This window comes from Paracoccaceae bacterium (genome assembly GCA_019454225.1).
Classification (GTDB): Bacteria; Pseudomonadota; Alphaproteobacteria; order Rhodobacterales; family Rhodobacteraceae.
Genome location: CP075370.1, coordinates 3,407,207 through 3,428,843, shown reverse-complemented (window position 1 = coordinate 3,428,843; position 21,637 = coordinate 3,407,207). Strand labels below are relative to the sequence as shown.

General features: G+C 71.1%; 20 protein-coding genes. 9 read left to right on the top strand and 11 right to left on the bottom strand.

Going from position 1 to position 21,637, the window contains the following annotated elements:
* Positions 1-25 precede the first annotated feature (25 nt).
* The 5 genes from KF887_16365 to KF887_16345 all read left to right on the top strand — a co-directional run bounded on the left by KF887_16365 (position 26) and on the right by KF887_16345 (position 6,847).
* Entirely contained in the window at positions 26-2,572 is a 2,547-nt protein-coding gene (locus KF887_16365) for a pyruvate, phosphate dikinase (protein ID QYK40948.1), read from the top strand.
* Between the two features lie 190 nt (positions 2,573-2,762).
* The gene (locus KF887_16360) at positions 2,763-3,431 is read left to right on the top strand and encodes a cell wall hydrolase (protein QYK40947.1); all 669 of its coding nucleotides are present in this window, start codon (positions 2,763-2,765) and stop codon (positions 3,429-3,431) included.
* An 83-nt stretch (positions 3,432-3,514) separates the two neighbouring features.
* Positions 3,515-4,426 carry a dihydroneopterin aldolase gene (locus KF887_16355; protein ID QYK40946.1) on the top strand — a complete coding sequence of 304 codons (912 nt, stop codon included), beginning with the start codon at positions 3,515-3,517 and terminating at the stop codon, positions 4,424-4,426.
* Between the two features lie 46 nt (positions 4,427-4,472).
* Positions 4,473-5,507, top strand: coding sequence for a dihydropteroate synthase (gene folP / locus KF887_16350; GenBank protein QYK40945.1), 1,035 nt, complete (start codon positions 4,473-4,475; stop codon positions 5,505-5,507).
* On the top strand, positions 5,504-6,847 hold the full coding sequence (locus KF887_16345; GenBank protein QYK40944.1) for a phosphoglucosamine mutase: 1,344 nt from the start codon (positions 5,504-5,506) through the stop codon (positions 6,845-6,847). Before folP ends, KF887_16345 begins: the two co-directional genes overlap by 4 nt.
* Positions 6,848-6,959: 112 nt before the next feature.
* Here KF887_16345 and KF887_16340 read toward each other — a convergent pair whose 3' ends face one another.
* On the bottom strand, positions 6,960-8,177 hold the full coding sequence (locus KF887_16340; GenBank protein ID QYK40943.1) for an MFS transporter: 1,218 nt from the start codon (positions 8,175-8,177) through the stop codon (positions 6,960-6,962).
* 73 nt (positions 8,178-8,250) lie between these two features.
* On the opposite strand from KF887_16340, the gene KF887_16335 reads away from it, so the two are divergent.
* On the top strand, positions 8,251-8,709 hold the full coding sequence (locus tag KF887_16335; GenBank protein ID QYK40942.1) for a MarR family transcriptional regulator: 459 nt from the start codon (positions 8,251-8,253) through the stop codon (positions 8,707-8,709).
* A 113-nt stretch (positions 8,710-8,822) separates the two neighbouring features.
* Here the strand turns inward: KF887_16335 and ilvC are convergent, their stop codons facing one another.
* Complete coding sequence (ilvC, locus tag KF887_16330) at positions 8,823-9,845, bottom strand: ketol-acid reductoisomerase (protein QYK40941.1); 1,023 nt, start codon at positions 9,843-9,845, stop codon at positions 8,823-8,825.
* Between the two features lie 128 nt (positions 9,846-9,973).
* On the opposite strand from ilvC, the gene KF887_16325 reads away from it, so the two are divergent.
* Entirely contained in the window at positions 9,974-11,098 is a 1,125-nt protein-coding gene (locus KF887_16325) for an alanine--glyoxylate aminotransferase family protein (protein ID QYK40940.1), read from the top strand.
* Positions 11,099-11,115: 17 nt separating this feature from the next.
* Here KF887_16325 and KF887_16320 read toward each other — a convergent pair whose 3' ends face one another.
* The 3 genes from KF887_16320 to KF887_16310 form a co-directional block, all read right to left on the bottom strand.
* Positions 11,116-12,312 carry a UbiH/UbiF family hydroxylase gene (locus KF887_16320; GenBank protein QYK40939.1) on the bottom strand — a complete coding sequence of 399 codons (1,197 nt, stop codon included), beginning with the start codon at positions 12,310-12,312 and terminating at the stop codon, positions 11,116-11,118.
* 68 nt (positions 12,313-12,380) lie between these two features.
* Positions 12,381-12,623, bottom strand: a complete 243-nt coding sequence (locus KF887_16315) for a hypothetical protein (protein QYK40938.1) — start codon at positions 12,621-12,623, stop codon at positions 12,381-12,383.
* A gap of 95 nt (positions 12,624-12,718) precedes the next feature.
* The gene (locus tag KF887_16310; GenBank protein ID QYK40937.1) at positions 12,719-13,366 is read right to left on the bottom strand and encodes a pyrimidine 5'-nucleotidase; all 648 of its coding nucleotides are present in this window, start codon (positions 13,364-13,366) and stop codon (positions 12,719-12,721) included.
* 126 nt (positions 13,367-13,492) lie between these two features.
* On the opposite strand from KF887_16310, the gene KF887_16305 reads away from it, so the two are divergent.
* Positions 13,493-14,128: a GntR family transcriptional regulator gene (locus KF887_16305; GenBank protein QYK40936.1), complete on the top strand. Its 636-nt coding sequence runs from the start codon at positions 13,493-13,495 to the stop codon at positions 14,126-14,128.
* Between the two features lie 2 nt (positions 14,129-14,130).
* On the opposite strand, the gene KF887_16300 is transcribed toward KF887_16305, so the two are convergent.
* Positions 14,131-16,161: a glycosyltransferase gene (locus KF887_16300; GenBank protein QYK40935.1), complete on the bottom strand. Its 2,031-nt coding sequence runs from the start codon at positions 16,159-16,161 to the stop codon at positions 14,131-14,133.
* A 98-nt stretch (positions 16,162-16,259) separates the two neighbouring features.
* A complete protein-coding gene (gene carA / locus KF887_16295) occupies positions 16,260-17,420 on the bottom strand; it encodes a glutamine-hydrolyzing carbamoyl-phosphate synthase small subunit (GenBank protein ID QYK40934.1) in 1,161 nt (386 codons plus the stop codon).
* Positions 17,421-17,597: 177 nt separating this feature from the next.
* Between carA and KF887_16290 the strand changes: the two genes are divergently transcribed.
* Positions 17,598-18,056: a GatB/YqeY domain-containing protein gene (locus KF887_16290; protein QYK40933.1), complete on the top strand. Its 459-nt coding sequence runs from the start codon at positions 17,598-17,600 to the stop codon at positions 18,054-18,056.
* A gap of 134 nt (positions 18,057-18,190) precedes the next feature.
* Here KF887_16290 and KF887_16285 read toward each other — a convergent pair whose 3' ends face one another.
* The 4 genes from KF887_16285 to bla all read right to left on the bottom strand — a co-directional run bounded on the left by KF887_16285 (position 18,191) and on the right by bla (position 21,588).
* On the bottom strand, positions 18,191-19,186 hold the full coding sequence (locus KF887_16285; GenBank protein ID QYK40932.1) for an alpha/beta hydrolase: 996 nt from the start codon (positions 19,184-19,186) through the stop codon (positions 18,191-18,193).
* A 119-nt stretch (positions 19,187-19,305) separates the two neighbouring features.
* Positions 19,306-19,800, bottom strand: coding sequence for a DUF2244 domain-containing protein (locus KF887_16280; protein QYK43619.1), 495 nt, complete (start codon positions 19,798-19,800; stop codon positions 19,306-19,308).
* A 92-nt stretch (positions 19,801-19,892) separates the two neighbouring features.
* The gene (locus KF887_16275) at positions 19,893-20,639 is read right to left on the bottom strand and encodes a Stf0 sulfotransferase (protein ID QYK40931.1); all 747 of its coding nucleotides are present in this window, start codon (positions 20,637-20,639) and stop codon (positions 19,893-19,895) included.
* Positions 20,640-20,691: 52 nt separating this feature from the next.
* The gene (gene bla / locus KF887_16270; GenBank protein QYK40930.1) at positions 20,692-21,588 is read right to left on the bottom strand and encodes a class A beta-lactamase; all 897 of its coding nucleotides are present in this window, start codon (positions 21,586-21,588) and stop codon (positions 20,692-20,694) included.
* Positions 21,589-21,637: the final 49 nt, after the last annotated feature.

The following is a 21,637-nucleotide window of genomic DNA, read 5'->3' as shown; positions in this document are numbered from 1 at the left end:
TGCACCAGACAGAAAAGGTGCCGCAGTGCAGAAATTCGAAGCCCCGCCCGAATTCGCCGCGGTCACCCCCACGGCGCGGATCAGCCCCGAAACCCACGGCTGGCGTGCCAAATGCCTGCAACGGCTGATCCGGCTTGACCTGCCGGTGCCGGTGACGGTCGCACTCCCGGCCGCCTCGGTGCGGGCCATCGCCGCCGGCCAGCCGGTCGACTGCGGCGCGATCCTCGGGCATTTCGGCGCGGCGCCCCTGGTTTCGGTGCGCCCCTCGCCGCAGCGGCCGGAATGGGGCGGGCCCTCGACCGTGCTGAACATCGGGCTGAACGCCGCGCGCCACGCGCTGCTCGCGGAAAGCCATGGCCAGCAGGCGGCCGATGCGCTGTACCTGCGGTTCGTGCAGGGCTATGCGATCAACGTCGCCCGGCTCGACCCCGACCGGTTCGAAGGGCTGACCCCCACGGGCGACAGCCTGACCCGGGCGCTCGCGGCCTATGAGGCCGAGATGGACGAACCCTTCCCCGACGACCCCGCCGCGCAACTGATGGGCGTGTTGCGGTCGATGGCCCGCGCCTGGGAAGGCACGTCGGCCCGCCTGCTGCGACAGGCCAAGGGTGCCCCCGCCGAGGCACCGCTGGGCCTTGTGGTGCAGGCCATGGCGCAGGGGTTCGGGCCGGGGCTTTCCGGTTCGGGCGTGGTCCAGTTCGTCGATCCGGTGACCGGCCACCCGCAGGTGACCGGCCGCTATCTGGCGCAGAGCCAGGGCCGCGACGCCCTGAACCGCACCGAGGCGATGTATCTGACCCGCGATCCGCGCGGCCCCTCGCTCGAGGATCTGGCGCCCGCGGTGTTCGCCGACCTGCTCCGCCACGGCGCGATCTGCCGTCAGCGGCTGCGCGAGGAGATGCAGATCGAGTTCACCATCGAGGGTGGACGGCTGGCGGTGATCGACGCGATCAAGGTGGTCCGGTCGTCGCGCGCATCGCTGCGCATCGCCGTGGCTCTGGCCGACGACGGGGTGATCGGCCGGGATGAGGCCGTGCTGCGCGTCGAGCCGCGGGCCCTGTCCGAGCTTCTGCACCCCCAGGTGGACCCGCGCAGCCCGCGCGATGTCTTTGCGCGCGGCATTGCGGCCAGTCCCGGGGCCGCGACGGGGCGGATCGTGTTCTCGTCCGCTGCGGCGCAGGCAAGTGCCTCGCGCGGCGAGCCCTGCATCCTGGTGCGGCGCGAGACCAGCCCCGAGGATATCCGGGGCATGCATTCCTCTGCCGGCGTGCTGACCGAACGCGGCGGCATGACCAGCCACGCGGCGGTGATCGGGCGGGGGCTCGGGTTGCCCTGCATCGTCGGCGCCTCGGATCTGCGGTTCGACAACAGGGAACGGCGGATCGTCGCCCGGGATGGCCGGATCTTCCGCGAGGGCGACATCATCACCGTGGACGGCACGACGGGCGAGGTGCTGGCCGGTGCCGCCGACATGCTGCCCCCCGCCCTGGACGACGCCTTCGACCGGCTGCTGGGCTGGGCCGACACGTTCCGCGACATCGGCATCCGCGCCAACGCCGACACCCCCGCCGATGCCCAGACCGCCCGCGCCTTCAAGGCGCAGGGCATCGGCCTGTGCCGCACGGAACACATGTTCTTCGAGGAAGATCGCCTTGTCGCCATGCGCGAGATGATCTTTGCCGACACGCCCAAGGACCGCGCCGCCTCGCTGGCCCGGCTCCTGCCGATGCAGCGCGCCGATTTCGTGCAGCTGTTCGAGATCATGCAGGGTCTGCCGGTCTGCATCCGCCTGTTCGACCCGCCGCTGCACGAATTCCTGCCGCAGGGCCGCGAAGGTCTGCGCGAGCTGGCCGAGGCGCTTGACCGCCCGCTGTCCGAGGTGACGCGCCGGGCCGAGGCCCTGGCCGAGTTCAACCCGATGCTGGGCATGCGCGGCGTCAGGCTGGGTGTCGTTCTGCCCGAGATCTACGACATGCAGGCGCAGGCGATCTTCGAGGCGACGGTCGAGGTTGGCCGCCGCGGTGCCACCGTCGTGCCCGAGGTGATGATCCCGCTGGTCAGCGCGCGGCGAGAGGTCGAACTGGTCAAGACCCGCGTCGATGCGGTGGCCGCCATGGTGCGCACCCAGACCCGCGCGGATTTCGCCTATCGGCTGGGGGTGATGGTGGAGACACCGCGCGCCGCGCTGCGCGCCGGCGAGATCGCGCAGCATGCCTCGTTCCTGTCCTTCGGCACGAACGACCTGACCCAGATGACCTACGGCCTGTCGCGCGACGACGCGGGCAAGTTCATGAACACCTATGTCCAGCAGGGGGTATTCCCCGAGGACCCGTTCCATGTGCTCGATGTCGACGGGGTGGGCGAGCTGCTGCTGGTCGGGGCCGGGCGCGGAAGGGCCACGCGGGGCGATCTGATCCTGTCGATCTGCGGCGAACATGGCGGAAACCCCGAATCGATTGCCTTCTGCCGCAAGGCCGCTTTCGACTATGTCTCGTGTTCGCCCTACCGCGTTCCGCTGGCGCGGCTGGCGGCGGCGCATATTGCGCTGTTGGACCGCCCGGCACAGTCCTGACCCCCGGCACGCGATCGGTTCCGGTCCGGCAACGGTGTGTGCCGGTTTCGGCGGGAATCTGCCGAAGCGAATGCGTGTGATGTTGCAGTTTTGCAACATCGCGTGGACTCATTGATCTTTCTGGCTTATGGCTTTGCGCTGCTTGCGGACGGGGTCAACTCCGCCGCGTTCGGTCGGGGGGCCAGACGTGATGCTTACCTTGAATTGCCGGGCGGCGCTCATTGCCGCGACGATGACGGTGTTTGCCTCGCTGGCGCAGGCCGATGCGACGCTCAGCCGCGCGAACGCGCCTGTTCCGGCAGGTGGCGCGCATCTTGCAGCATTGCTGGGCGCCGAACGCAACGCGCTTGCCGCCCTGCCGCCCGATGCCCTGGCCGCGCGTCCGGCCCGTCCTGCCACCGATCCCGCCGGGCTGCGCTACGATGACGTCTGGCTCGCCTCGCAATCGCCCAAGACCGGGGGCCGCGATTGGGAATGCCTGTCGCGCGCGGTCTATTTCGAGGCGCGGGGCGAAACGCTGCCGGGCCAGTTCGCCGTTGCCGAGGTGGTGCTGAACCGTGTCGACAGCCCGGCCTATCCCAACTCGGTCTGCGCGGTCGTCGGGCAGTCGGGCGGCGGCGGCTGCCAGTTCAGCTTTGTCTGCGACGGCAAGCCCGACACGATCGGGGAAAAGGCCGCCTGGCACCGGGCGGGCAAGATCGCCGCGCTGATGCTCTCGGGTGCGCCGCGCGCGCTGACCAAGGGCGCCACGCATTTCCACACGACCAGCGTCCGCCCCTCATGGGCGCATCGCTTTCCGCGCACCGCCGCCATCGGCGCCCATCTGTTCTACCGGCAACCGGTCCGCACCGCCCCCTGATGTCGGTCGGGGCTGCTTGACGGTCGCGCGCGGACGGGGCAGGGCGGTCGTACCGGGCCATGGGTTGCGGCAGAGGTGCCCGGATGACCGTTGAACCCGCCGCCGACCCCGTTGCTTCGGCTTTCGCCCATCCCGAGGCGCGCGCCCGCGCGTTGCGCGGACCCATGCCGCGTGACCGCATCCTGCTGCGCGAGCACATCGTGACGGCCGATATCGGTGCCTTCCAGCCGGAACGCGGCCGCACGCAACGCCTGCGCTTTGATGTGGCGGTCGAGGTGGCACCGGTTCAGTCGCCGCTGGCCGATGATGTGGACCGCATCCTGTCCTACGACCGGATCACCGATGCGATCGCGGCCGAACTCGCGGCCGAGCGGCTCAACCTTCTCGAAACGCTGGCCGAGCGGGTGGCGACCCGCGTGCTGGCTGAACCGCAGGCCGAACGGGTGTTCCTGCGGGTCGAGAAGCTCGATCTCGGGCCGCATGCCAAGGGCGTGGAAATCGTGCGCAGTCGCGCCGCCCTGCCCGAAACCGCCCCCCAGGACGCGCCGCCAAGACCCCTCGTGGTGCATCTGGATGCTGCCGCCGTGGCCGCGCCCGACCTGCCCGACCGGTTGTCCCGCTGGCAGGCCGACGGGGCGCCGCTGGTGATGACCGTGGGCTTTCCCGACCTGCCGCGCCCCCGCACCGGGCACGCCCCGACCGAGCGGCGCATAGACCTGCTGGCGATCGAACAGCAGGCCTGGGTGCTTGCGGCGCGCGACCGGCGCTGCGTCGTCGTGGCGACGCGCACCGAGATCGACTGGGCGCTGCGCCAGGGCCGCTGCGTGGTCTGGGCGCCGGGCAAGATGGTGCTGGATGCCGTGGACGGCCCGCGGTTCTCCGACCCGCTGGTGCTGGCGCTGTGGCTGGCCGAGACGTTCCACGCGCGCGCCGTGCTGGTTCACGGCGATGTCACATTCCCCGGTCCCGCGGGTATCCCCGTGATGCGCGCCTGATCCGCAGCCCTTGCGCAACCTTCCGCGCTGCGGCAGAGGGCGGCCCATGGCCGACCCCTGCTATCCGCGACCCATCCCCTGCACCGATCCGGTTCGCCCGCCGGATGCCCAGCCGCTGGCCGGGGGCTGGTGCTGGTTCGACCGTGTCCACCTGATGCAGCGCGGCGGCCCCGGCACGGTGGTTGCGGCACGGTCGCTGCCATCCGCGCTGCTTGACCGTCTGACCGCGCCGCGCGCGCCGCTGGCCGGGCTTTCCCTTGACCGCCCCCGGATCATGGGCGTCCTGAACATCACCCCCGACAGCTTTTCCGACGGTGGGCGCTTCCTGGGCACGGGCGCGGCCCTGGCACAGGCGCGCGCCCTGACCGACGGAGGTGCGGACATTCTCGACATCGGTGGCGAAAGCACGCGCCCCGGGGCCGAGCCCGTACCGGACGGGGCCGAGATCGCGCGCACGGCACCGGTGATCGCGGAACTGCGCCGCGCGGGCCTTGCCGCGCCGATCTCGATCGACACGCGCAAGCTGGCTGTGGCGCGGGCGGCGGTGCAGGCCGGTGCGGCGATCCTGAACGATGTGTCGGCGCTGACATGGGATGCGGCCCTCGGCCCCTACGCGGCGGACGCGGGCCTGCCGGTGATCCTGATGCACGCCCAGGGCCTGCCCGAGACGATGCAGGACGATCCGCGCTACGACGATGTGCTGCTGGACGTGTTCGACGCGCTTGCCGCCCGGATCGAGGCCGCGATGGCGGCGGGCATTCCGCGCAACCGCCTGGTGGTCGATCCCGGCATCGGTTTCGGCAAGACGGTCGCGCACAATCTGGCGCTGATCCGGGGTCTGTCGCTGTTCCATGCGCTTGGCCTGCCGGTGTTGCTGGGTGCCTCGCGCAAGCGGTTCATCGGGACGATCGGCGGGGAACCGCGTGTCGACCGGCGGATGCCGGGGTCGCTGGCGGTGGCGCTTGCGGGGCTGGCGCAGGGCGCGCAGATTGTGCGGGTGCATGACGTGGCCGAGACGCGGCAGGCCGTCGCGTTGTGGCAGGCGATCCATACACCCGGCGAACGGGGGGAGAGGGCATGAGCAGGCTTTTCGGAACCGACGGCGTGCGCGGCACGGCGAACAGCCATCCGATGACGGCCGAGATGGCACTGAAGCTGGGGTCGGCCGCCGGGCGCTACTTCCGCGCCAGGGGGGGCATGGGCGCGCATCGCGTGGTGATCGGCAAGGACACACGGCTGTCGGGCTACATGCTGGAGAACGCGCTGACCGCCGGGCTGACCTCTGCCGGGATGAACGTGCTGCTGCTGGGGCCGGTCCCGACGCCCGCCGTCGGCTTCCTGACGCGGTCGATGCGGGCTGACCTTGGCGTGATGATCTCGGCCAGCCACAACCCGGCCGCCGACAACGGCATCAAGTTCTTCGGCCCCGACGGGTTCAAGCTGTCGGATGAGGCGGAGGACGAGATCGAGGCGATCGTCGCCCGTGCGATGGATCTTGTTCCCCCCGCCGACATCGGCCGCGCCCGGCGGATCGAGGACGGCCGCGGGCGCTATCAGGAATTCGTCAAGACCACGGTGCCCGCCGGGGTGCGGCTGGACGGGCTGAAGGTGGTGATCGACTGTGCCAACGGAGCGGCCTACCGCGCCGCGCCCGAGGTGCTGTGGGAACTGGGGGCGACCGTGGTGCCGGTGGGTGTGGCGCCGAACGGGCTGAACATCAACGACCGCTGCGGGTCCACCCACCCCGAGACGGCGGCCGAGGCCGTGGTGGCCCACGGCGCGGATGTGGGGATCTGTCTGGATGGCGATGCCGACCGGGTGATCCTGATCGACGAGCACGGGGCGGTGGCCGACGGTGACCAGATCATGGCGCTGTTCGCGGCCCGCTGGGGGGCCGAGGGGCGGCTGAGGGGCGGCACGCTGGTTGCGAGCGTGATGTCGAACCTCGGACTGGAACGGTTCCTGACCGCGCGGGGGCTGCGGCTGGAGCGCGCGCCGGTGGGCGACCGCTATGTGGTCGAGGCGATGCGGCGGGGCGGCTGGAACCTGGGCGGCGAGCAGTCGGGGCACATCGTGATGACCGACTACGCGACGACCGGCGACGGGCTGATCGCGGGGCTGCAGTTCCTGGCCGAGATGGCGCGCACCGAGTCCCCTGCAAGCACCCTGGCCCGGCAGTTCGATACCGTGCCGCAGATGCTGAAGAACGTCCGTTTCGCCCCCGGCCAGACGCCGCTGGAGGCGGCCCCGGTCAAGGCGGCCATCGCTGCGGCCGAGGCGCGGCTGAACGGGTCGGGGCGGTTGCTGATCCGGAAATCGGGCACCGAACCGCTGATCCGGGTCATGGCGGAATGCGAGGACAAGGCGCTGCTGGCCGAGGTTGTGGGCGACATCGTGGGCGCGGTCGAGGCCGCTGTCTAGGCCGCCGTGCAGAGGCGTCCCACGGTGGGACGCTTTTCGTCGCCTTTGATATCAACGGGTTGCGTTTTCAGATTCACCGTTTCTTAACGAATGCGCGACGCCCGGCCTGCCGTCAGGCCATGCGGGGTGCCGGTTCGGCCGCGCGCGGGAAGGGCCGGTAGGTCAGCGCGATCAGGCAGGCCGACAGGCCGAAGGCGAAACTGGTAATGTAGAGGCCGCCGTAGCTGCCGGTGACATCGAAGATCCATCCGCCCACGACCGGGCCTGTCGCCATGCCGAGCGTGCCTGCCACGCCGACGCCGCCCATCACCCCGCCCATGATCGCGGATGAGAAATTCTCGCGGATCAGCACGTTGTAGAGCGGCATGATGCCCGCGTAGATGAACCCGAAGATGGCGGCGACGACATAGAACTCCCACAGGTCGCGGGCAAAGAAATATCCCATGGCGCCGAATCCCTGGGCGAGCAGGCCGATGACGAGGATGCGCTTTGCCCCGAAGCGGTCGCCCAGCATGCCAAATCCGATACGGCCGCCGAGGCCCGCCAGCCCCTCGACCGAATAGATCGTCACGGCGGCAATGGTCGCGATGCCGCAGAACTCGGCATAGCTGACGGTGTGGAAGATCGGGCCGGAGTGCGTGGCGCAGCAGAAGAAGAAGGTTGCGAAGAGGACGAGGAAGGGCACCGAGGCCATTGCCTGACGCAGTGTCATGTCGGCGGGCGGGGCGTCGGGCGTGGTCACGGCCGGGCGGTCGGGAGGTTGGCGCAGCAGCAGCGCCGCCGGGATCGTGATGGCCGCCACGATGGCCGCCAGCAGGGCCACGACCGTCCGCCAGTCGAAACTGACGACCAGCCAGGCGGCGAGCGGCGACATCGTGGCCGGCGCAAGCCCCATGCCGGACGAGACGAGCGAGACGGCAAGGCCGCGCCGCGTGGTGAACCAGCCCGTCACATTGGCCATGAGCGGGGCCATGAAGGCCATGATCGAACCGCCGAGGAGCAGGCCGAACAGCGCCTGGAACATCCAGAGCGCGGGCGCCCGGCTGGCAAGGAACAGGCCGAGCGAAAAGATCACGGCTCCGGTCAGCACCACGGGCCGCGTGCCGAAACGGTCGGAGGCCATGCCCCAGGGCAGCGAGGTGGCGGCCATCGCCAGGAAGGCGATGGTCATGGCGGCAGAAACCCCGGTGCGCGACCATCCGGTTTCGGCCGTGATGGAGTTGAGCAGCACCGGCAGCGAGAACAGCGCCCCCATCGCCGCACATCCCAGAACGCCGCCTGCCGCGACGATGACCCAGCGATAGGGCGGATCGGGCTGCTGGTGTTCCATCGGGCAGACCTTTCTGTTGCAATGGCCTTCGGGTCCGATTGCATGAGTCGGGAAAGATTGATATCAAAGCAACATGACTGACGCAACGGGCATGATCGAGACGATCCACGCGATCCGGGACCAGTGCCTGTGCCTGGCGACGCAACGGGCGGCGCGGGCACTGGCGCGGCGTTTCGACCGGCTGTTCGCGCCGCTGGGCATCACCAACGGCCAGTTTTCGCTGATGTGCGCGCTGATGGGCAGCTGGCGCCCGAAGCTGTCGGAGCTGTCGCAGTTTCTGGCCATGGATCAGGCGACGATGACAGCGGCGGCGCACCGGCTGGAGCGCAAGGGGCTTCTGGAGCTGGTCGCGGACGAGGGCGACCGGCGGACGCGGCGGCCGCGCCTGACCGATGCGGGGCGGGCCATCGTCGTTCGGGCGATCCCGCTGTGGAAGGCGGAACACGCGGCGTTGCAGGCAGAGGTCACCGGCGCCGACCCGAGGGACCTGTCGCGCATCCTGTCGCAGATCGGCCACGGCGCGGCCGAATAGGACAGGGACCCGCAGGGCGGCCGGGTCCGTGCCGGGCTACCCCGTGCCGTGATGCGCGAGCGCATGAAAAAGGGCGCCGGTGGCGCCCTTTCCGTCTGCCGGTGCGGCGCGGATCAGTTCCGCGCCTTGTCGACCATCTTGCCCTTGGAAATCCACGGCATCATGGCGCGCAGCTTTTCGCCGACCTGTTCGATCTGGTGTTCGTCATTGATGCGGCGGGTGGCCTTGAAGAACGGCTGGCCGACGGCGTTTTCCTGCATGAAGTCGCGCACGAACTTGCCGGTCTGGATGTCGCGCAGGACCGCCTTCATCCGGGCCTTGGTCTCGTCATAGGGCAGGATGCGGGGGCCCGAGACGTATTCGCCGTATTCCGCGGTGTTCGAGATCGAGTAGTTCATGTTGGCGATGCCGCCTTCGTAGATCAGGTCGACGATCAGCTTCACCTCGTGCAGGCACTCGAAATAGGCCATCTCGGGCTCGTAGCCGGCCTCGACCAGGGTCTCGAAGCCCATGCGGATCAGCTCGACAAGGCCGCCGCAGAGCACGGCCTGTTCGCCGAAGAGGTCGGTCTCGCATTCCTGGCGGAAGTTGGTCTCGATGATGCCCGACCGCCCGCCGCCGATGGCCGAGCAGTAGGACAGGCCGATTTCCAGCGCGCGGCCCGTCGCATCGTTGTGCACCGCAACAAGGCAGGGCACGCCGCCGCCCTTGACATATTCGCCGCGCACGGTGTGGCCGGGGCCCTTGGGCGCCATCATGATGACATCGACGCCCTTCTTGGGCTCGATCAGGCCGAAATGCACGTTCAGGCCATGGGCAAAGGCGATGGCCGAGCCTTCGCGCAGGTTGTCATGGACATATTGCTTGTAGGTGGCGGCCTGAAGCTCGTCGGGCATGGTGAACATGATCAGGTCGCACCAGGCGGCGGCCTCGGCGATGCCCATCACCTGCAGGCCTTCGGCCTCGCACTTCCTGGCGCTGGCCGAGCCGGGGCGCAGGGCGACGACCACGTTCCTGGCCCCCGAATCGCGCAGGTTCAGCGCATGGGCATGCCCCTGCGACCCGTAGCCGAGGATCGCCACCTTCTTGTCCTTGATCAGGTTGATGTCGCAATCGCGATCGTAGTAGACGCGCATGGCTCTCCCGCCCTTTGTCCCGTGTGCGGGCCCGTCCATAGGGGAGGCGGCGGCGAACCGCAAGGGCAAGGGGATTTGCCCGGCCGCCCCTGCCGCGCTAGCCTGCGGCAGCGACAAAGGAGATTCCCATGCCAGCCTTGCACGATGACGTCGACGAGGGGGGGCTCGACGAGTTTTCCGTGGTCTTCACCGACCGGTCGCTGAACCACATGTCGGCGCGGTTCCAGCAGGTGATGCGCGACATTTCGGCGGGCCTGCGCGAGGTCTATGGCGCGGCGGCCGTGGCGGTGGTGCCCGGCGGCGGCACCTATGCGATGGAGGCGGTGGCGCGCGCCTTCGGGCGCGGGCGGGTGACGGTGATCCGGAACGGCTGGTTCTCGTTCCGCTGGAGCCAGATCTTCGAGGCGGGCGGGTTCGCCGGATCGGTGGACGTGGTGATGGCGCGGCAGTCGGGCAACCACCCGCGCGCGCCCTATGCCCCGCCGCCGGTCGAGGAGGTGGTCGCGCGCATCCGCGAGACCCGGCCCGCGGCGGTCTTTGCCCCGCATGTCGAGACGAGCGCCGGGATCATCCTGCCCGACGGCTATGTCGCGCAGGTGGCGGCGGCGGCGCATGAGGTGGGCGCGCTGATGGTGCTGGACTGCATCGCCAGCGGCTGTGTCTGGGTGGACATGGCGGCGACGGGGGTCGATGTGCTGATCTCGGCGCCGCAGAAGGGGTGGTCGGCCTCGCCGTCGGCGGGTCTGGTGATGCTGTCGGCGGCAGCCGAGGCGCGGCTGAAGGACGCGGTGCCGGATACCTTCGCACTGGACCTGAAGCGGTGGCGCGGGATCATGGCGGCCTATGAGGGCGGCGGCCACGCCTATCACGCGACGATGCCCACCGATGCGCTGCGGGGCTTTCGCGACGCGATGGCCGAGACGCGGGCGATGGGCTTTGCCGAGGCCCGCGCCGCCCAGTGGGAACTGGGGGCGGCCGTGCGGGCGATGCTGGCGGCGCGGGGCGTCGCCTCGGTCGCGGCCGAGGGGTTCGGCGCGCCGGGTGTCGTGGTCAGCTACACCGACGATGCCGAGGTGCAGTCGGGGCGGAAGTTCCTGGCCGAGGGCATGCAGATAGCCGCCGGGGTGCCGTTGCAGGTGGGCGAGGGGGCAGAGTTCCGCACCTTCCGCATCGGGCTGTGCGGTCTGGACAAGCTGCGGGACGTTCCGGGGACGCTGGCGCGGCTGGAGCGGGTGGTCGACCGCGTCCTGTGATCCAGCCGGCGGGGATGCTAGCGCATCCCCATGCCCGCCTTCATCAGCCCGCGCCGCACCGGTGCCAGGGAATAGAGCGCGTCGAGTGCCGCCGCGCGCAGGTCGCGCAGCGGCTGCGCGCCCGCCATCGAGGCGCGGTTGAGCAGGTCGACCCCGGCCACGCGCGCCTTCACCTCCCAGTGGCGGCGGCGGTGATAGGCATCGAGCATCCGGGCGCTGCCCAGTCCCGCGGGGTCTGCGGTGGCAAGGTCGAGCAGCGCGGCCAGATCGGCCAGGCTCATGTTCAGGCCCTGCGCGCCGATCGGCGGCATGACATGCGCGGCCTCGGCCATCAGCGCGCAGCGCTGCCCCGCCATGCGGTCGGCGACCTGCGAGATGATGGGCCAGACCTGCCGTTCGCCGGTCAGCGTCAGCGGGCCGAGGATATGGCAGGACCGCGCCGAGGCCTCGGCCTCGAAGGCGGCGGGCGGCAGGGCGGCAAGGCGGGCGGCCTCGGGGCCGCGCTCCATCCAGACCACGGCCGAGGCGGGGCTGCCCTCTCGGTCGGGCAGCGGGACCAGGGTGAACGGCCCGCCCGAGCGATGAACCTCGGTCGAGACCTGGCCATGCGGGACCGGATGGGTGACCGAAAAGACCACGGCCTTCTGCCCGTAGCGCTGCGTGGTAACGCCGATGCCCGCGGCGCGGCGCACCAGGCTGTCGCGCCCGTCGGCGCCGACCAGCAGGCGCGCGGACACCTGCGTGCCATCGGTCAGCGTGACAAGCGCCTCGGATTCGCGGGTGGTGACCAGGGCGGTGCCGGTTCCGGGGCGGAAGGTCACGGCGGGCAGGGTGGCAAGATGCGCCACCATCTCGCGCCGCAGCAGCCAGTTGGGAAGGTTCCATCCGAACGGCTGGTCGGACACGTCGGCGGCGTCGAAATCCTTGATCACGCGGGGTTCGGCATCACGCCCGCCGGCATCGACGATCCGCATCACCTGCAGCGGCGCGGCATGGGGCGCGAGCCGTGCCCAGAGGCCCGCACCTTCCAGAAGCGCGACCGAGGGTTGCAGGAAGGCCGTGGTGCGCAGATCGGCGCCCGGCGCCTGCGCCTCGGTCACCGGGGGGGCGGGGTCGACACAGAGCGTGCGGAAGCCTGCCGCGCCGAAGGCCGCCGCCGCCGAAAGCCCGGCGACGCCGCCGCCCGAGATCAGGATGTCCACCGTCTGCCGCATCTGCCGCACCCCGCTTTGCACCCGATATAGGACGCTTCCGTCGGCCCCGCACGCGGCAAGGCGCCGCGTCACCCCCGGGTGATCAGGACCAGCGTGACGAACATCACCGGAACCATGGCGAGCGCGGTCATGGCCAAGGCGGCAATGCCCCAGGTCTTGACCGCCAGCACGACGATGGTGAGCAGGATGACAAGCGCGTAGAACACGTTTTCGGTGCCCCTGGCGATGTCGCGGGCGATGGTGCCGACGATCGGCAGGGCATGGATCACCCGCATCAGCGGGGATTCGCGGGTGGAGAGGGTCTGGGTCATCGGCGGCTCCTGAATTGATGAGCGGCAGATAGAGCTTCTGCGCGGCGCCGCGACGGGGCGGGTTGCCGCAGCGCGGCAGCCTGCCGCAGGCATGGTCAGCCGGTCAGCCGGGCCAGGAAATCCGACAGGTCGGTGTGGTGGTGGTGGATATGCGGCGCGGGTTCGGGGCGGGGCGCGATATGCACCGTCCGCATCCCGAGGGCATGGGGCACGGCGAGGTTGCGCGCGTCATCCTCGAACATGGCGGCGGTGGCGGGGTTCAGGCCGTCCGCGGCAAAGACCGTGGCGAAGGCCGCGGCCTCGGGCTTGGGCCGGAAACCGGCGTGTTCCACGCCGTAGACCGCATCGAACAGGCCGGACAGGCCCCGCGCCGCGATCACCTGCCGTGCGTAGGGGCTGCTGCCATTGGTATAGACGATCCGCCGCCCGGGCAGCGCGGCGATGCGGTCTGCCAGCGCCGGGTCGACGGGGATCACCGAAAAGTCGATCTCGTGCACCTCGGTCAGGTAGGGGGCCGGGTCGGCGCCATGTTCGGCCATCAGGCCCGCCAGCGTCGTGCCGTAGCGTGCCCAATAGCTGCGGCGCAGGCTGTCGGCAGTGTCGCGGTCGACCCCCAGTTCGCGCATGACCCAGGCGGTCATCCGCACCTCGATCTGGTCGAACAGCCGGACGGACGGCGGATAGAGCGTGTTGTCGAGGTCGAAGACCCAGGTATCGACATGGGCGAAATGGCGTGCGGGCATGGCACCAGCATAGCCGCCCGCGCGGCCGGGGCAACCGCGGTCCCGCGCGGCGGGGATTGCGGTTGAGAAGGCTGGCGCAGGTTTGTAACCTGCGCGTCATGCCATCGCGGCGGTGCAGGGGGACCGGTGCAGAAAGACGCCTATACGCTGATCCTGGACGCGATCGAGGCCGGCACCTACAAGCCCGGCGACCGTCTGGTCGAATCGGAACTGGCCGAACGGCTGGGGGTGTCGCGCACCCCGGTGCGCGAGGCGCTGCAGCGGCTGGAAACGCAGTCGATGCTGACACGGGACGGGCGCAGCCTGATCGTGGCCTCGCTCGACCACAACCAGCTTGCCGAGCTTTATGCCGTGCGGACCGAGCTCGAGGGGCTGGCGGCGCGGCTGGCGGCGCGCCATGCCTCGGGCGAGGAGGTGCGCGTGCTGCGCGGCATGGTCGAGGAGGACAAGCGGCTGCTGGGGGGCGATCCCAAGGCGCTGAGCCGGGCCAACAAGCGGTTCCACCGGCAGATTCACCTGGCCAGCCACAACAGGTTCCTGGTGCAGCAACTCGATCTGGTGCACCGGTCGATGGCGCTGATGACGAACACCTCGTTCGCCGCCGAGGGGCGCGATGCGGCCGGGCTTGCGGAACATGACGCGATCGTGGCCGCGATCGAGGCGGGCGACGGCGATGCGGCCTACCAGGCGCTGCGGGCGCATATCAGCCGGGCCTACGAGACGCGGCTGCGCGTCGACGCGGGCGAGTTGCGCACGCGCTGACGCTATTCGGCCGCGACCGGCGGTGCCCTGCGCCGCAGCAGCGGCGGCCGGGGCGTCCTGGGGGCGGCGCCGGGCAGAAGCGAGGGATGCAGGCGCCGCGCGCGGTCAAGCGCCTCGGCCCGCGACAGGCGGGCCGGTTCCTGCGGCGCGGCGGGGCCTGCCGCGGCATCCGAAAGGCCGTGCGCGGTCTTGTCCCAGTAGAACGGGTTCGTGACCATTTCCCAGGCGGCCTTGTAGGCGGCCAGGGTGGCCAGCGGGAAATAGGCGTGCAGCGCCAGCAGCCACAGTGGCGAGAACCGGTGCCCGGCACGCCGCAGCCCGACCCAGCCGACCGCCAGGTTCACCGCCTCGGTCAACAGGAACAGGCCGATCATCGCCGCGAAGGCCGGCGGTGGCAGGGCCGTGGCCACCGGATGGGCCAGGCCGAAGGGCACCAGCAGGAACGACCACAGCAACGGCGCCAGCAGGAACTGCGTGAGCGTTCCGAGGAACATCACCTGGAAGCCCAGAAAGCCGCGCGGGCCGAGGTCGCGCCACAGGTCGCGCGGGCGGCGCATGTGGACCGCCCAGGTCATCATGTAGCCCTTGATCCAGCGCGAGCGCTGCTTCACCCAGGGCCAGGGGCGGCAGTTCGCCTCTTCCCCCGTTACCGTCTCGATCAGTTCGGTCCGGAACCCCTGCCGGGTCAGCCGGATGCCCAGGTCGGCATCCTCGGTCACGTTCCAGGCGTCCCAGGCGCCGACCTGTTCCAGCACCGCGCGGCGGAAGAACAGCGTGGTGCCGCCCAGTGGCACCGCAAGGCGCAGCCTGTCGACCCCGGGCAGCACCATGCGGAACCATGCGGCATATTCCATGGTGAAGGCGCGGGCCATCCAGTTGGCGCGCGGATTGTAGAAGTCGAGCATGCCCTGAAGGCAGGCGACCTGCGGCGGGCATTCGTGAAAGCGCTGCACCACCCGGGCGATCTGGTCGGGGGCGGGGGCATCCTCGGCGTCATAGACGCCGACGATCGACCCACGGCACAGCCCGAGCGCATAGTTCAGGGCGCGCGGCTTGGTCTTGACGCGCCCGGGGGGCACGGCGACGACGCGCATCCAGGGCGGCAGCCCCGCCCGGGCAAGCGCATCCCGCGTCAGGTGATCGCCCGCCTCGACCACCAGCACGATGTCGAGCAGGTCGCGCGGATAGTCCAGCCGTTCCAGGCGCCGGACAAGGCGCGGGGCGATGTCGGCCTCGCGGTAGAGCGCGACCATGACCGAAACGACGGGCAGGCGCGCGATCACCGGCGGCGGGGCGGCGGGCGGGGCAGGGCGCAGCGCGGCGAGTGCGGCGGCCGCACGCAGGCCGGTGCACAGGACCAGCGTCAGCACCGTCCACCCGGTCAGCGCCAGCACCAGCACCTGCGGCATGTGCGTGGCCACGAGCAGGATTGCCGCCGCCGCCGCGGCCAGCCAGCGCCACAGCCCCGCCCCGCCCCATGTGCGGCTGCTGTCCTGCGCCGGCACCGAAAGCTCGGCCGCGCGCGCCAGGGCGGGCCCGGCAACGGCCAGCGTGGCAGCCTCGATCGCGGCGGGGGGCGACAGCGCCATCGCCACCGGACCCAGACACTCCTCAAGCGCCGCGCGATGGCGGTGAAAATCCGTCGGATGGGCCACCACCACATGCACGACCGGGCCAAGGCGGCGCCAGGGCAGCACGCCATGGCGCAGCGCCCGCGCGGCGCCGTAGCGTTCGACCAGGCCCGGATCGGGGGGCAGGGCGACCGGATCGACCCGCGGCACCTGCCAGTGTCGCGCCATGGCGGCATAGAGCCGGCCGGCGGCCGCCATGCCCTGCGTCAGCAGGATGTCGGTGAGCCGCCCACCGTGACGGCGCTGCACGGCCAGGGCACGCACAAGCGCATCGCCCGATACCACCCCCTCGGCGCGGAGGCGCAGCGCCAGGCCGGTTTCGGTGGGCTGGCCGGGCCCCGGACGGGACGGCTGCGCCGGGTTGACCGGCACGGATCGGACAGGCGCGGCGGCAGCAAACATGCGGGTTCCCGGCGCGCGGGACGTGGCGCCAGCGTAACGCTATGCGGCGGAAGCTTAATTTTCAGTTAATGCCGTCCGCGCGCCCGGCCGGCCCGCCGCTAGGCCGCGCGGCGGGCGCGCATGGCAGCGGCGAAGCGTTCGAACAGATAGACGCTGTCCTGCGGCCCGGGGCTGGCCTCGGGGTGGTACTGGACGCTGAACACAGGCCGGTCGGTCATGCGGATGCCGCAGTTCGACCCGTCGAACAGGCTGACGTGGGTTTCGATCACGCCGGGGGGCAGGGTCTGGCTGTCCACGGTGAAGCCGTGGTTCATGCTGGTGATCTCGACCTTGCCGGTTTCCACGTCCTTGACCGGATGGTTGGCGCCGTGATGGCCATGGTTCATCTTGACCGTCCGCCCGCCAAGCGCCAGGGCAAGCATCTGGTGGCCAAGGCAGATGCCGAACACCGGCAGGTCGGCCGCCAGCACGCCCCGGATCATCGGCACGGCATAGGCGCCGGTGGCCGCCGGATCGCCCGGGCCGTTCGACAGGAACACGCCCTCGGGGTTCAGTGCCAGGACCTCGTCGGCGGTGGCGGTGGCGGGCAGCACGGTCACCTCGCAGCCCGAGGATGCAAGGCAGCGCAGGATGTTGCGCTTGGCGCCATAGTCGATGGCCACGACGCGGAGCCCCGGCCCCTGCCGCCGCAGGTAGCCCTGGGGCCAGGCCCAGGTCATTTCGTCCCAGCGGTAGGATTGGGCGCAGGTCACGTCCTTCGCCAGATCGAGCCCGACCAGCCCGCGCCAGCCACGGGCCGTCGCGACCAGCCGTTCGAGGTCGAACTTGCCTTCCGGATCATGGGCAAGCGCGGCATGCGGGGCGCCCTGCTGGCGGATCGCGCGGGTCAGCCGCCGGGTGTCGAGCCCGCCCATGCCGATGCGCCCCCGCGCCGCCAGCCAGTCGGTCAGCCGCGACTGCGCGCGCCAGTTCGACGGTTCGGTCGGATCCCATTTCACCACCATCCCGGCGGCCACGGGGTCGGCGGTTTCGTCATCCTCGGAGGTGGTGCCGACGTTGCCGACATGGGGAAAGGTGAAGGTGACGATCTGTCCGGCATAGGACGGATCGGTCATGATTTCCTGATAGCCGGTCATCGCCGTGTTGAAGACCAGTTCCGCGACCGTCTCGCCAGTGGCACCGAAGCCGTGGCCGTAGAACACCGTGCCGTCGGCCAGCACGAGGCAGGCGGTGGGGCGTGCTGGCGTGCTGAGGGGCATGGGCGAACTCCGCTGTTCGGGGGCTGGCGGAACCTAAGGGGCCGGGGGGCGGGGGTCAAGGCCCTGTGAGAAAAGGAAAAAGCATTGAAATTCAGCAATTTGCACAGGACCGTGCCGGTTGCGCCCCGGGGGTGGTTCGGGCTATGGTCCTGCGGCCAGCGAAGCGGGGACCTCGGGATGACATTGCGCGAACGGCTTCAGGCCGAACTCAAGGATGCGATGCGGGCCAAGGCGGCGGACCGGCTGTCGACGCTGCGGCTGATCAACGCGGCGATCAAGGATCGCGAGATTGCGGTGCGCGGCACCGAGGATGCGGGCGAGGTGGGCGATCCCGAGATCACCGCCATCCTGGGCCGTCTGGTGAAGCAGCGGCAGGAAAGCGCGCGGGCCTATGAAGAGGGCGGGCGGCTGGAGCTGGCGGAGAAGGAACTGAACGAAATCAGGGTGATCGAGGAATTTCTGCCGCGTCAGCTGGAGGCCGCCGAGATCGAGGCGGCGGTGGCTGCGGCGATTGCCGAGGTCGGGGCCACCGGTATCCGCGACATGGGGCGGGTGATGGCGGCGCTGAAGGCACGGCACACCGGGCAGATGGATTTCGGCGCCGTCGGCCCGATGGTGAAGGCGCGGCTGACCTGACCCGCGCGCCGCCGCCCGGTGCCTGCGCGGTGTGCCTGCGCGACCGGCCCTGAAGAATTCGCTAACGGTCTGGCAGGCGTCTGGCATCCGTCTGGCCTGCGTATGGCGCGGCGGCAGGCAGCATGGGGTGCGGCTCAGGGTGCGGTCACGCGGGCGATGAAGGCCGCGGCACGCCCGAGGGCCAGCTGTCCGGCCGGGCTGCCGAGGTCGAACTGGTACTCGTGTCCGAGCGGCGGCTGGTGGTCGGGCGGGAAGAACAGCGTGTCGGTCGGTATCCCCAGGTCGGCGGCGCGGGTGGCCACAAGGTACGTGGGCGGGGCCAGCGGATCGGCATTGCCGACCGACAGGAACAGGGGCGGCACCCCCGGATGCAGGTTCGGCGCCACCTCGAACAGGTCGAGCCCCGGAATGTCGGCAAGCGAACGGCTGCCGAAATGCGCGAAAACCACGGCCCGCACGAAAAGCCCCACGATCCCGCTGCGCGGCAACCCCTCGATCCCCAGGCCGCCGCAGAACAGCACCATGCCGCGCAGCGCCGCCGCGGGCACCGCGGGCGCGACGCCAAGGCGCGCGGCATAGGCGGGGTCGGTGATCGCAAGCCCCGCCTGTGCCGCCACCTGCGCCCCCGCGCTGTCGCCCGCAAGGACGAGGCGCGCGGGGTCGATGCCGTAGCCTGTGGCGTTGGCGGCCAGCCAGTCGGTTGCGGCCAGGAAGGCGCGTGCCGGTTCGGGGTGGCGGGCGCGGGGAGACAGCGGATAGGCGGGGGCCGCCGTGGCAAAACCCTGGCCTGCCAGCACGCGCAGGTAGTTCGCGACCTCCTCCTTCGACCCCGACACCCAGGCGCCGCCGAAAGCCCAGACCACGACGGGCCAGCCGCCCGGCGGCGGGTCGCCCGGCGGCAGGTAGATGTCGAGACGCGCGGCGGGGCTGGCCGGATCGAAGGCGATGTCGCGGTGTTCGGTCAGGCCCTGCGGCACGAAGGGTTCCTGCGCGGCATGGGTCGCGGCGGCACCGCGTTCGAAGACCGTCCTGATCAGCAGGGCCGAGGGCCAGGGCGAGGCGACGAAGGCCGCGGTGGCGGCGACCGCCAGCAGCAGGACCACGGCAATCAGGCGCAGCAGAAGGCTCATGCAGGACCGTTCGCAACCGCAGGTGGACCAGACCTAGCACTTCCGGCCCGCCGAGGCGACGCCCCGATGCGCGGCGCGCCGCTGTCCGCGACGCCGCGCGACGCAGGGTGCCCGGCCGATCAGCGCAGCCGTGCAAGGGCGTTGCGCAGTTCCTCGGTCAGCGCGAGCCGTTCGTCTTCCGACAGGAAGGCGCCCAGTTCGACCTCACGCGGGCCGCCCTGCAAGGTCAGGTAGTTGGGAACCGGCCCGCCCGACGGATGCAGCACCGCGCGCACCCAGTGCGGATTGGCCTGCCAGTCCTGCCGCCGCCCGCGCGGGCCATGGCGGGTCAGCGTGATGCGGTCGGGCAGCAGCGCCAGATCCTCGATGATCTCGGCGTCGCGGTAGCTGCGGTCGAGCGCGAACCACAGCGCCCCGACGGCGAGGGCCAGGAACGGCAGCAGGCCCCAGAGGACGGGTGAGCCCAGCACCGACAGCAGCGGCACGGCGATCAGCAGGGCGGTGGCGCCGATGAACAGCGCCTGCCCGCGACGGGGCAGCGACCGGTAGGGCCAGAGGTGCAGCCTTGCGCCGGTCTGGCTGGCGTCGGGCGGGGGGAGCCATTCGTAGGGCATGGCACGGACGATATGCGGCCGGGCGGTTTTGGAAAGCGCCATGCGCTGCGACGCCCTGCCGCAGGTGCCCGCCCTGCCGGGGGGCGGCCCGTTCAGCGGCCGACAGGCCCCGGGGGCAGGTGCCGCTCGGCCCGGTAGCGGGCCGCCCAGAGGGCGCTTTCGGCATCGGCCATGCGGCGGTTGGGGGCGGCGATGACGGTGCCCGGTGCGGGCGACAGGCCGAGGCCGGACAGGAGGGCGGTGACGGCCGCCGCGGGCGCGTGGGCGAATTCCTCGTAGACGAGGGTCCGGGGGGCGATGCCGTTCGTCGCGAACCAGTCCTGCCACATGGCGTTCTGCGCGGCCGCCTCGGCCCGGAAGGTGTCGATCCGTGCTGCGTCATAGGCGGGCGTGGCGCGGGGGCGGTCGTTCTCGACCCCGTCAAGGTGCCAGACCTGGCTGACCTCGGCCTTCAGCCGCGAGACGGCCTGCGCCACGTCATCGCGGCGGCGGACAAGGACATAGCGGCAGGGGCCGAAGGCGCGTTCCAGAACGGCGGGATCGGCGGGCATCGCGCCGTGCAGGGCGCGGAGTTCGGCCAGCAGGGGCGCGAGGGTGGCGCCCTGGATGCGCAGACCGAAGGTGCCGTCGCGGCCCTGCCCGGCGCGGATCGCGGCGGCGAGGAAGGCGGCGCTGTCACCGGGGGCGGTGCCCCAGTCGGCCTCGTATTCGGCGCGGTCCTCGGCGCGGAACCAGCTTTCGGGCCAGCCCGCCACACCCGAGGCCCGCAGCAGCGCGCAGACCAGCGTGGAGCCGCTGCGCGGCGTGGTGCAGATGATCAGGGCGCGGGGCGGCGGCATGGCGGCACGCTAGGCGGGGGCGCGGCGCAGGGCAAGACCGGCCGCGCGGGGGTCAGGGGCGGCCCCCGGGGTCAGCGGCGATCACGGCGACCGCTGCCGCGCCCAGGGCCGAGACGGCGGCGTTGCGCCGGTTCCAGTCGGCGGGCGTGTCGGAGAGATAGATCGCGACGAACCAGGGCGCGCGGCCGGGCGGCGTGATCATCGCGGTGATCGCGCGCGTATGCTGCCGCCCGCCGCCGGAGCGGTCGGAGATGGCCCATCCCGGGGGCAGGTGGGGGCGGATCAGGGCACCGGTGACGCCGCCCGGCGCCATCCAGCCCGCCAGCCGTGCCCGCGACCCGGGCGACAGCAGGTCACCCGTGAGCATCCGCTGCCAGGTGGTGGCCATGGCCCCGGGGCTGGTGGTGTCGCGCGGGTCGCCGGGGGCGAAGATGTTCAGGTCGGGCTCCTTGCGGTCGAGGCGGGTGACCGGGTCGCCCGCGCGGCGCAGGAAGTCGGTGACGGCCCCGGTTCCGCCCAGCCGGTCGACCAGGAGGTTGGCGGCGCCGTTGTCGCTCTGGTCCAGGGTGGCGCGGCAGAGGTCGTCGATGCGCATCGCGGCACCGGCGCGGGGCCGGGTGACGGGGGCGTGGCCGTGGATCTGGTCGGCCCGGACCGGGAGCCGTTCGTCCAGCGACAGGGTGCCTGCATCGGCGCGTTCCAGCACGGCGGCGCAGAGCAGGGCCTTGAAGGTGCTGGCCATCAGGAAGCGTTCGGATGCCCGGTGGCCCCAGTGCCAGCCCGTGCCGCCGTCAAGCAGGTAGACGCCGATGCGGGCGTCGAGCCGCGCCTCGGTCCGGGCGATCCGATCGGCCAGGGCCTGCAGCGCAGCATCCCCGGCCCGCGCCGGGGTGGCGAGAAGCGACAGTGCAAAGGCCATCGCCGCGAGGAGGGAGGGGAGGAAGGGCATGCCGCCATCCTGTGCCGGGGTCGGGCAGACGAAAAGGCCCCGGGGGTCA

Bases quoted from the DNA above. Each gene is read 5' to 3' on its own strand.
- KF887_16320 (QYK40939.1), bottom strand. From the start codon at position 12,312: ATGCGGCAGACGGTGGACATCCTGATCTCGGGCGGCGGCGTCGCCGGG.
- KF887_16340 (QYK40943.1), bottom strand. From the start codon at position 8,177: ATGGAACACCAGCAGCCCGATCCGCCCTATCGCTGGGTCATCGTCGCG.
- KF887_16315 (QYK40938.1), bottom strand. From the start codon at position 12,623: ATGACCCAGACCCTCTCCACCCGCGAATCCCCGCTGATGCGGGTGATC.
- KF887_16275 (QYK40931.1), bottom strand. From the start codon at position 20,639: ATGCCGCCGCCCCGCGCCCTGATCATCTGCACCACGCCGCGCAGCGGC.
- KF887_16325 (QYK40940.1), top strand. From the start codon at position 9,974: ATGCCAGCCTTGCACGATGACGTCGACGAGGGGGGGCTCGACGAGTTT.
- bla (QYK40930.1), bottom strand. From the start codon at position 21,588: ATGCCCTTCCTCCCCTCCCTCCTCGCGGCGATGGCCTTTGCACTGTCG.
- KF887_16290 (QYK40933.1), top strand. From the start codon at position 17,598: ATGACATTGCGCGAACGGCTTCAGGCCGAACTCAAGGATGCGATGCGG.
- KF887_16280 (QYK43619.1), bottom strand. From the start codon at position 19,800: ATGCCCTACGAATGGCTCCCCCCGCCCGACGCCAGCCAGACCGGCGCA.
- KF887_16355 (QYK40946.1), top strand. From the start codon at position 3,515: ATGACCGTTGAACCCGCCGCCGACCCCGTTGCTTCGGCTTTCGCCCAT.
- ilvC (QYK40941.1), bottom strand. From the start codon at position 9,845: ATGCGCGTCTACTACGATCGCGATTGCGACATCAACCTGATCAAGGAC.
- KF887_16300 (QYK40935.1), bottom strand. From the start codon at position 16,161: ATGTTTGCTGCCGCCGCGCCTGTCCGATCCGTGCCGGTCAACCCGGCG.
- KF887_16345 (QYK40944.1), top strand. From the start codon at position 5,504: ATGAGCAGGCTTTTCGGAACCGACGGCGTGCGCGGCACGGCGAACAGC.
- KF887_16335 (QYK40942.1), top strand. From the start codon at position 8,251: ATGACTGACGCAACGGGCATGATCGAGACGATCCACGCGATCCGGGAC.
- KF887_16285 (QYK40932.1), bottom strand. From the start codon at position 19,186: ATGAGCCTTCTGCTGCGCCTGATTGCCGTGGTCCTGCTGCTGGCGGTC.
- carA (QYK40934.1), bottom strand. From the start codon at position 17,420: ATGCCCCTCAGCACGCCAGCACGCCCCACCGCCTGCCTCGTGCTGGCC.
- KF887_16360 (QYK40947.1), top strand. From the start codon at position 2,763: ATGCTTACCTTGAATTGCCGGGCGGCGCTCATTGCCGCGACGATGACG.
- KF887_16310 (QYK40937.1), bottom strand. From the start codon at position 13,366: ATGCCCGCACGCCATTTCGCCCATGTCGATACCTGGGTCTTCGACCTC.
- folP (QYK40945.1), top strand. From the start codon at position 4,473: ATGGCCGACCCCTGCTATCCGCGACCCATCCCCTGCACCGATCCGGTT.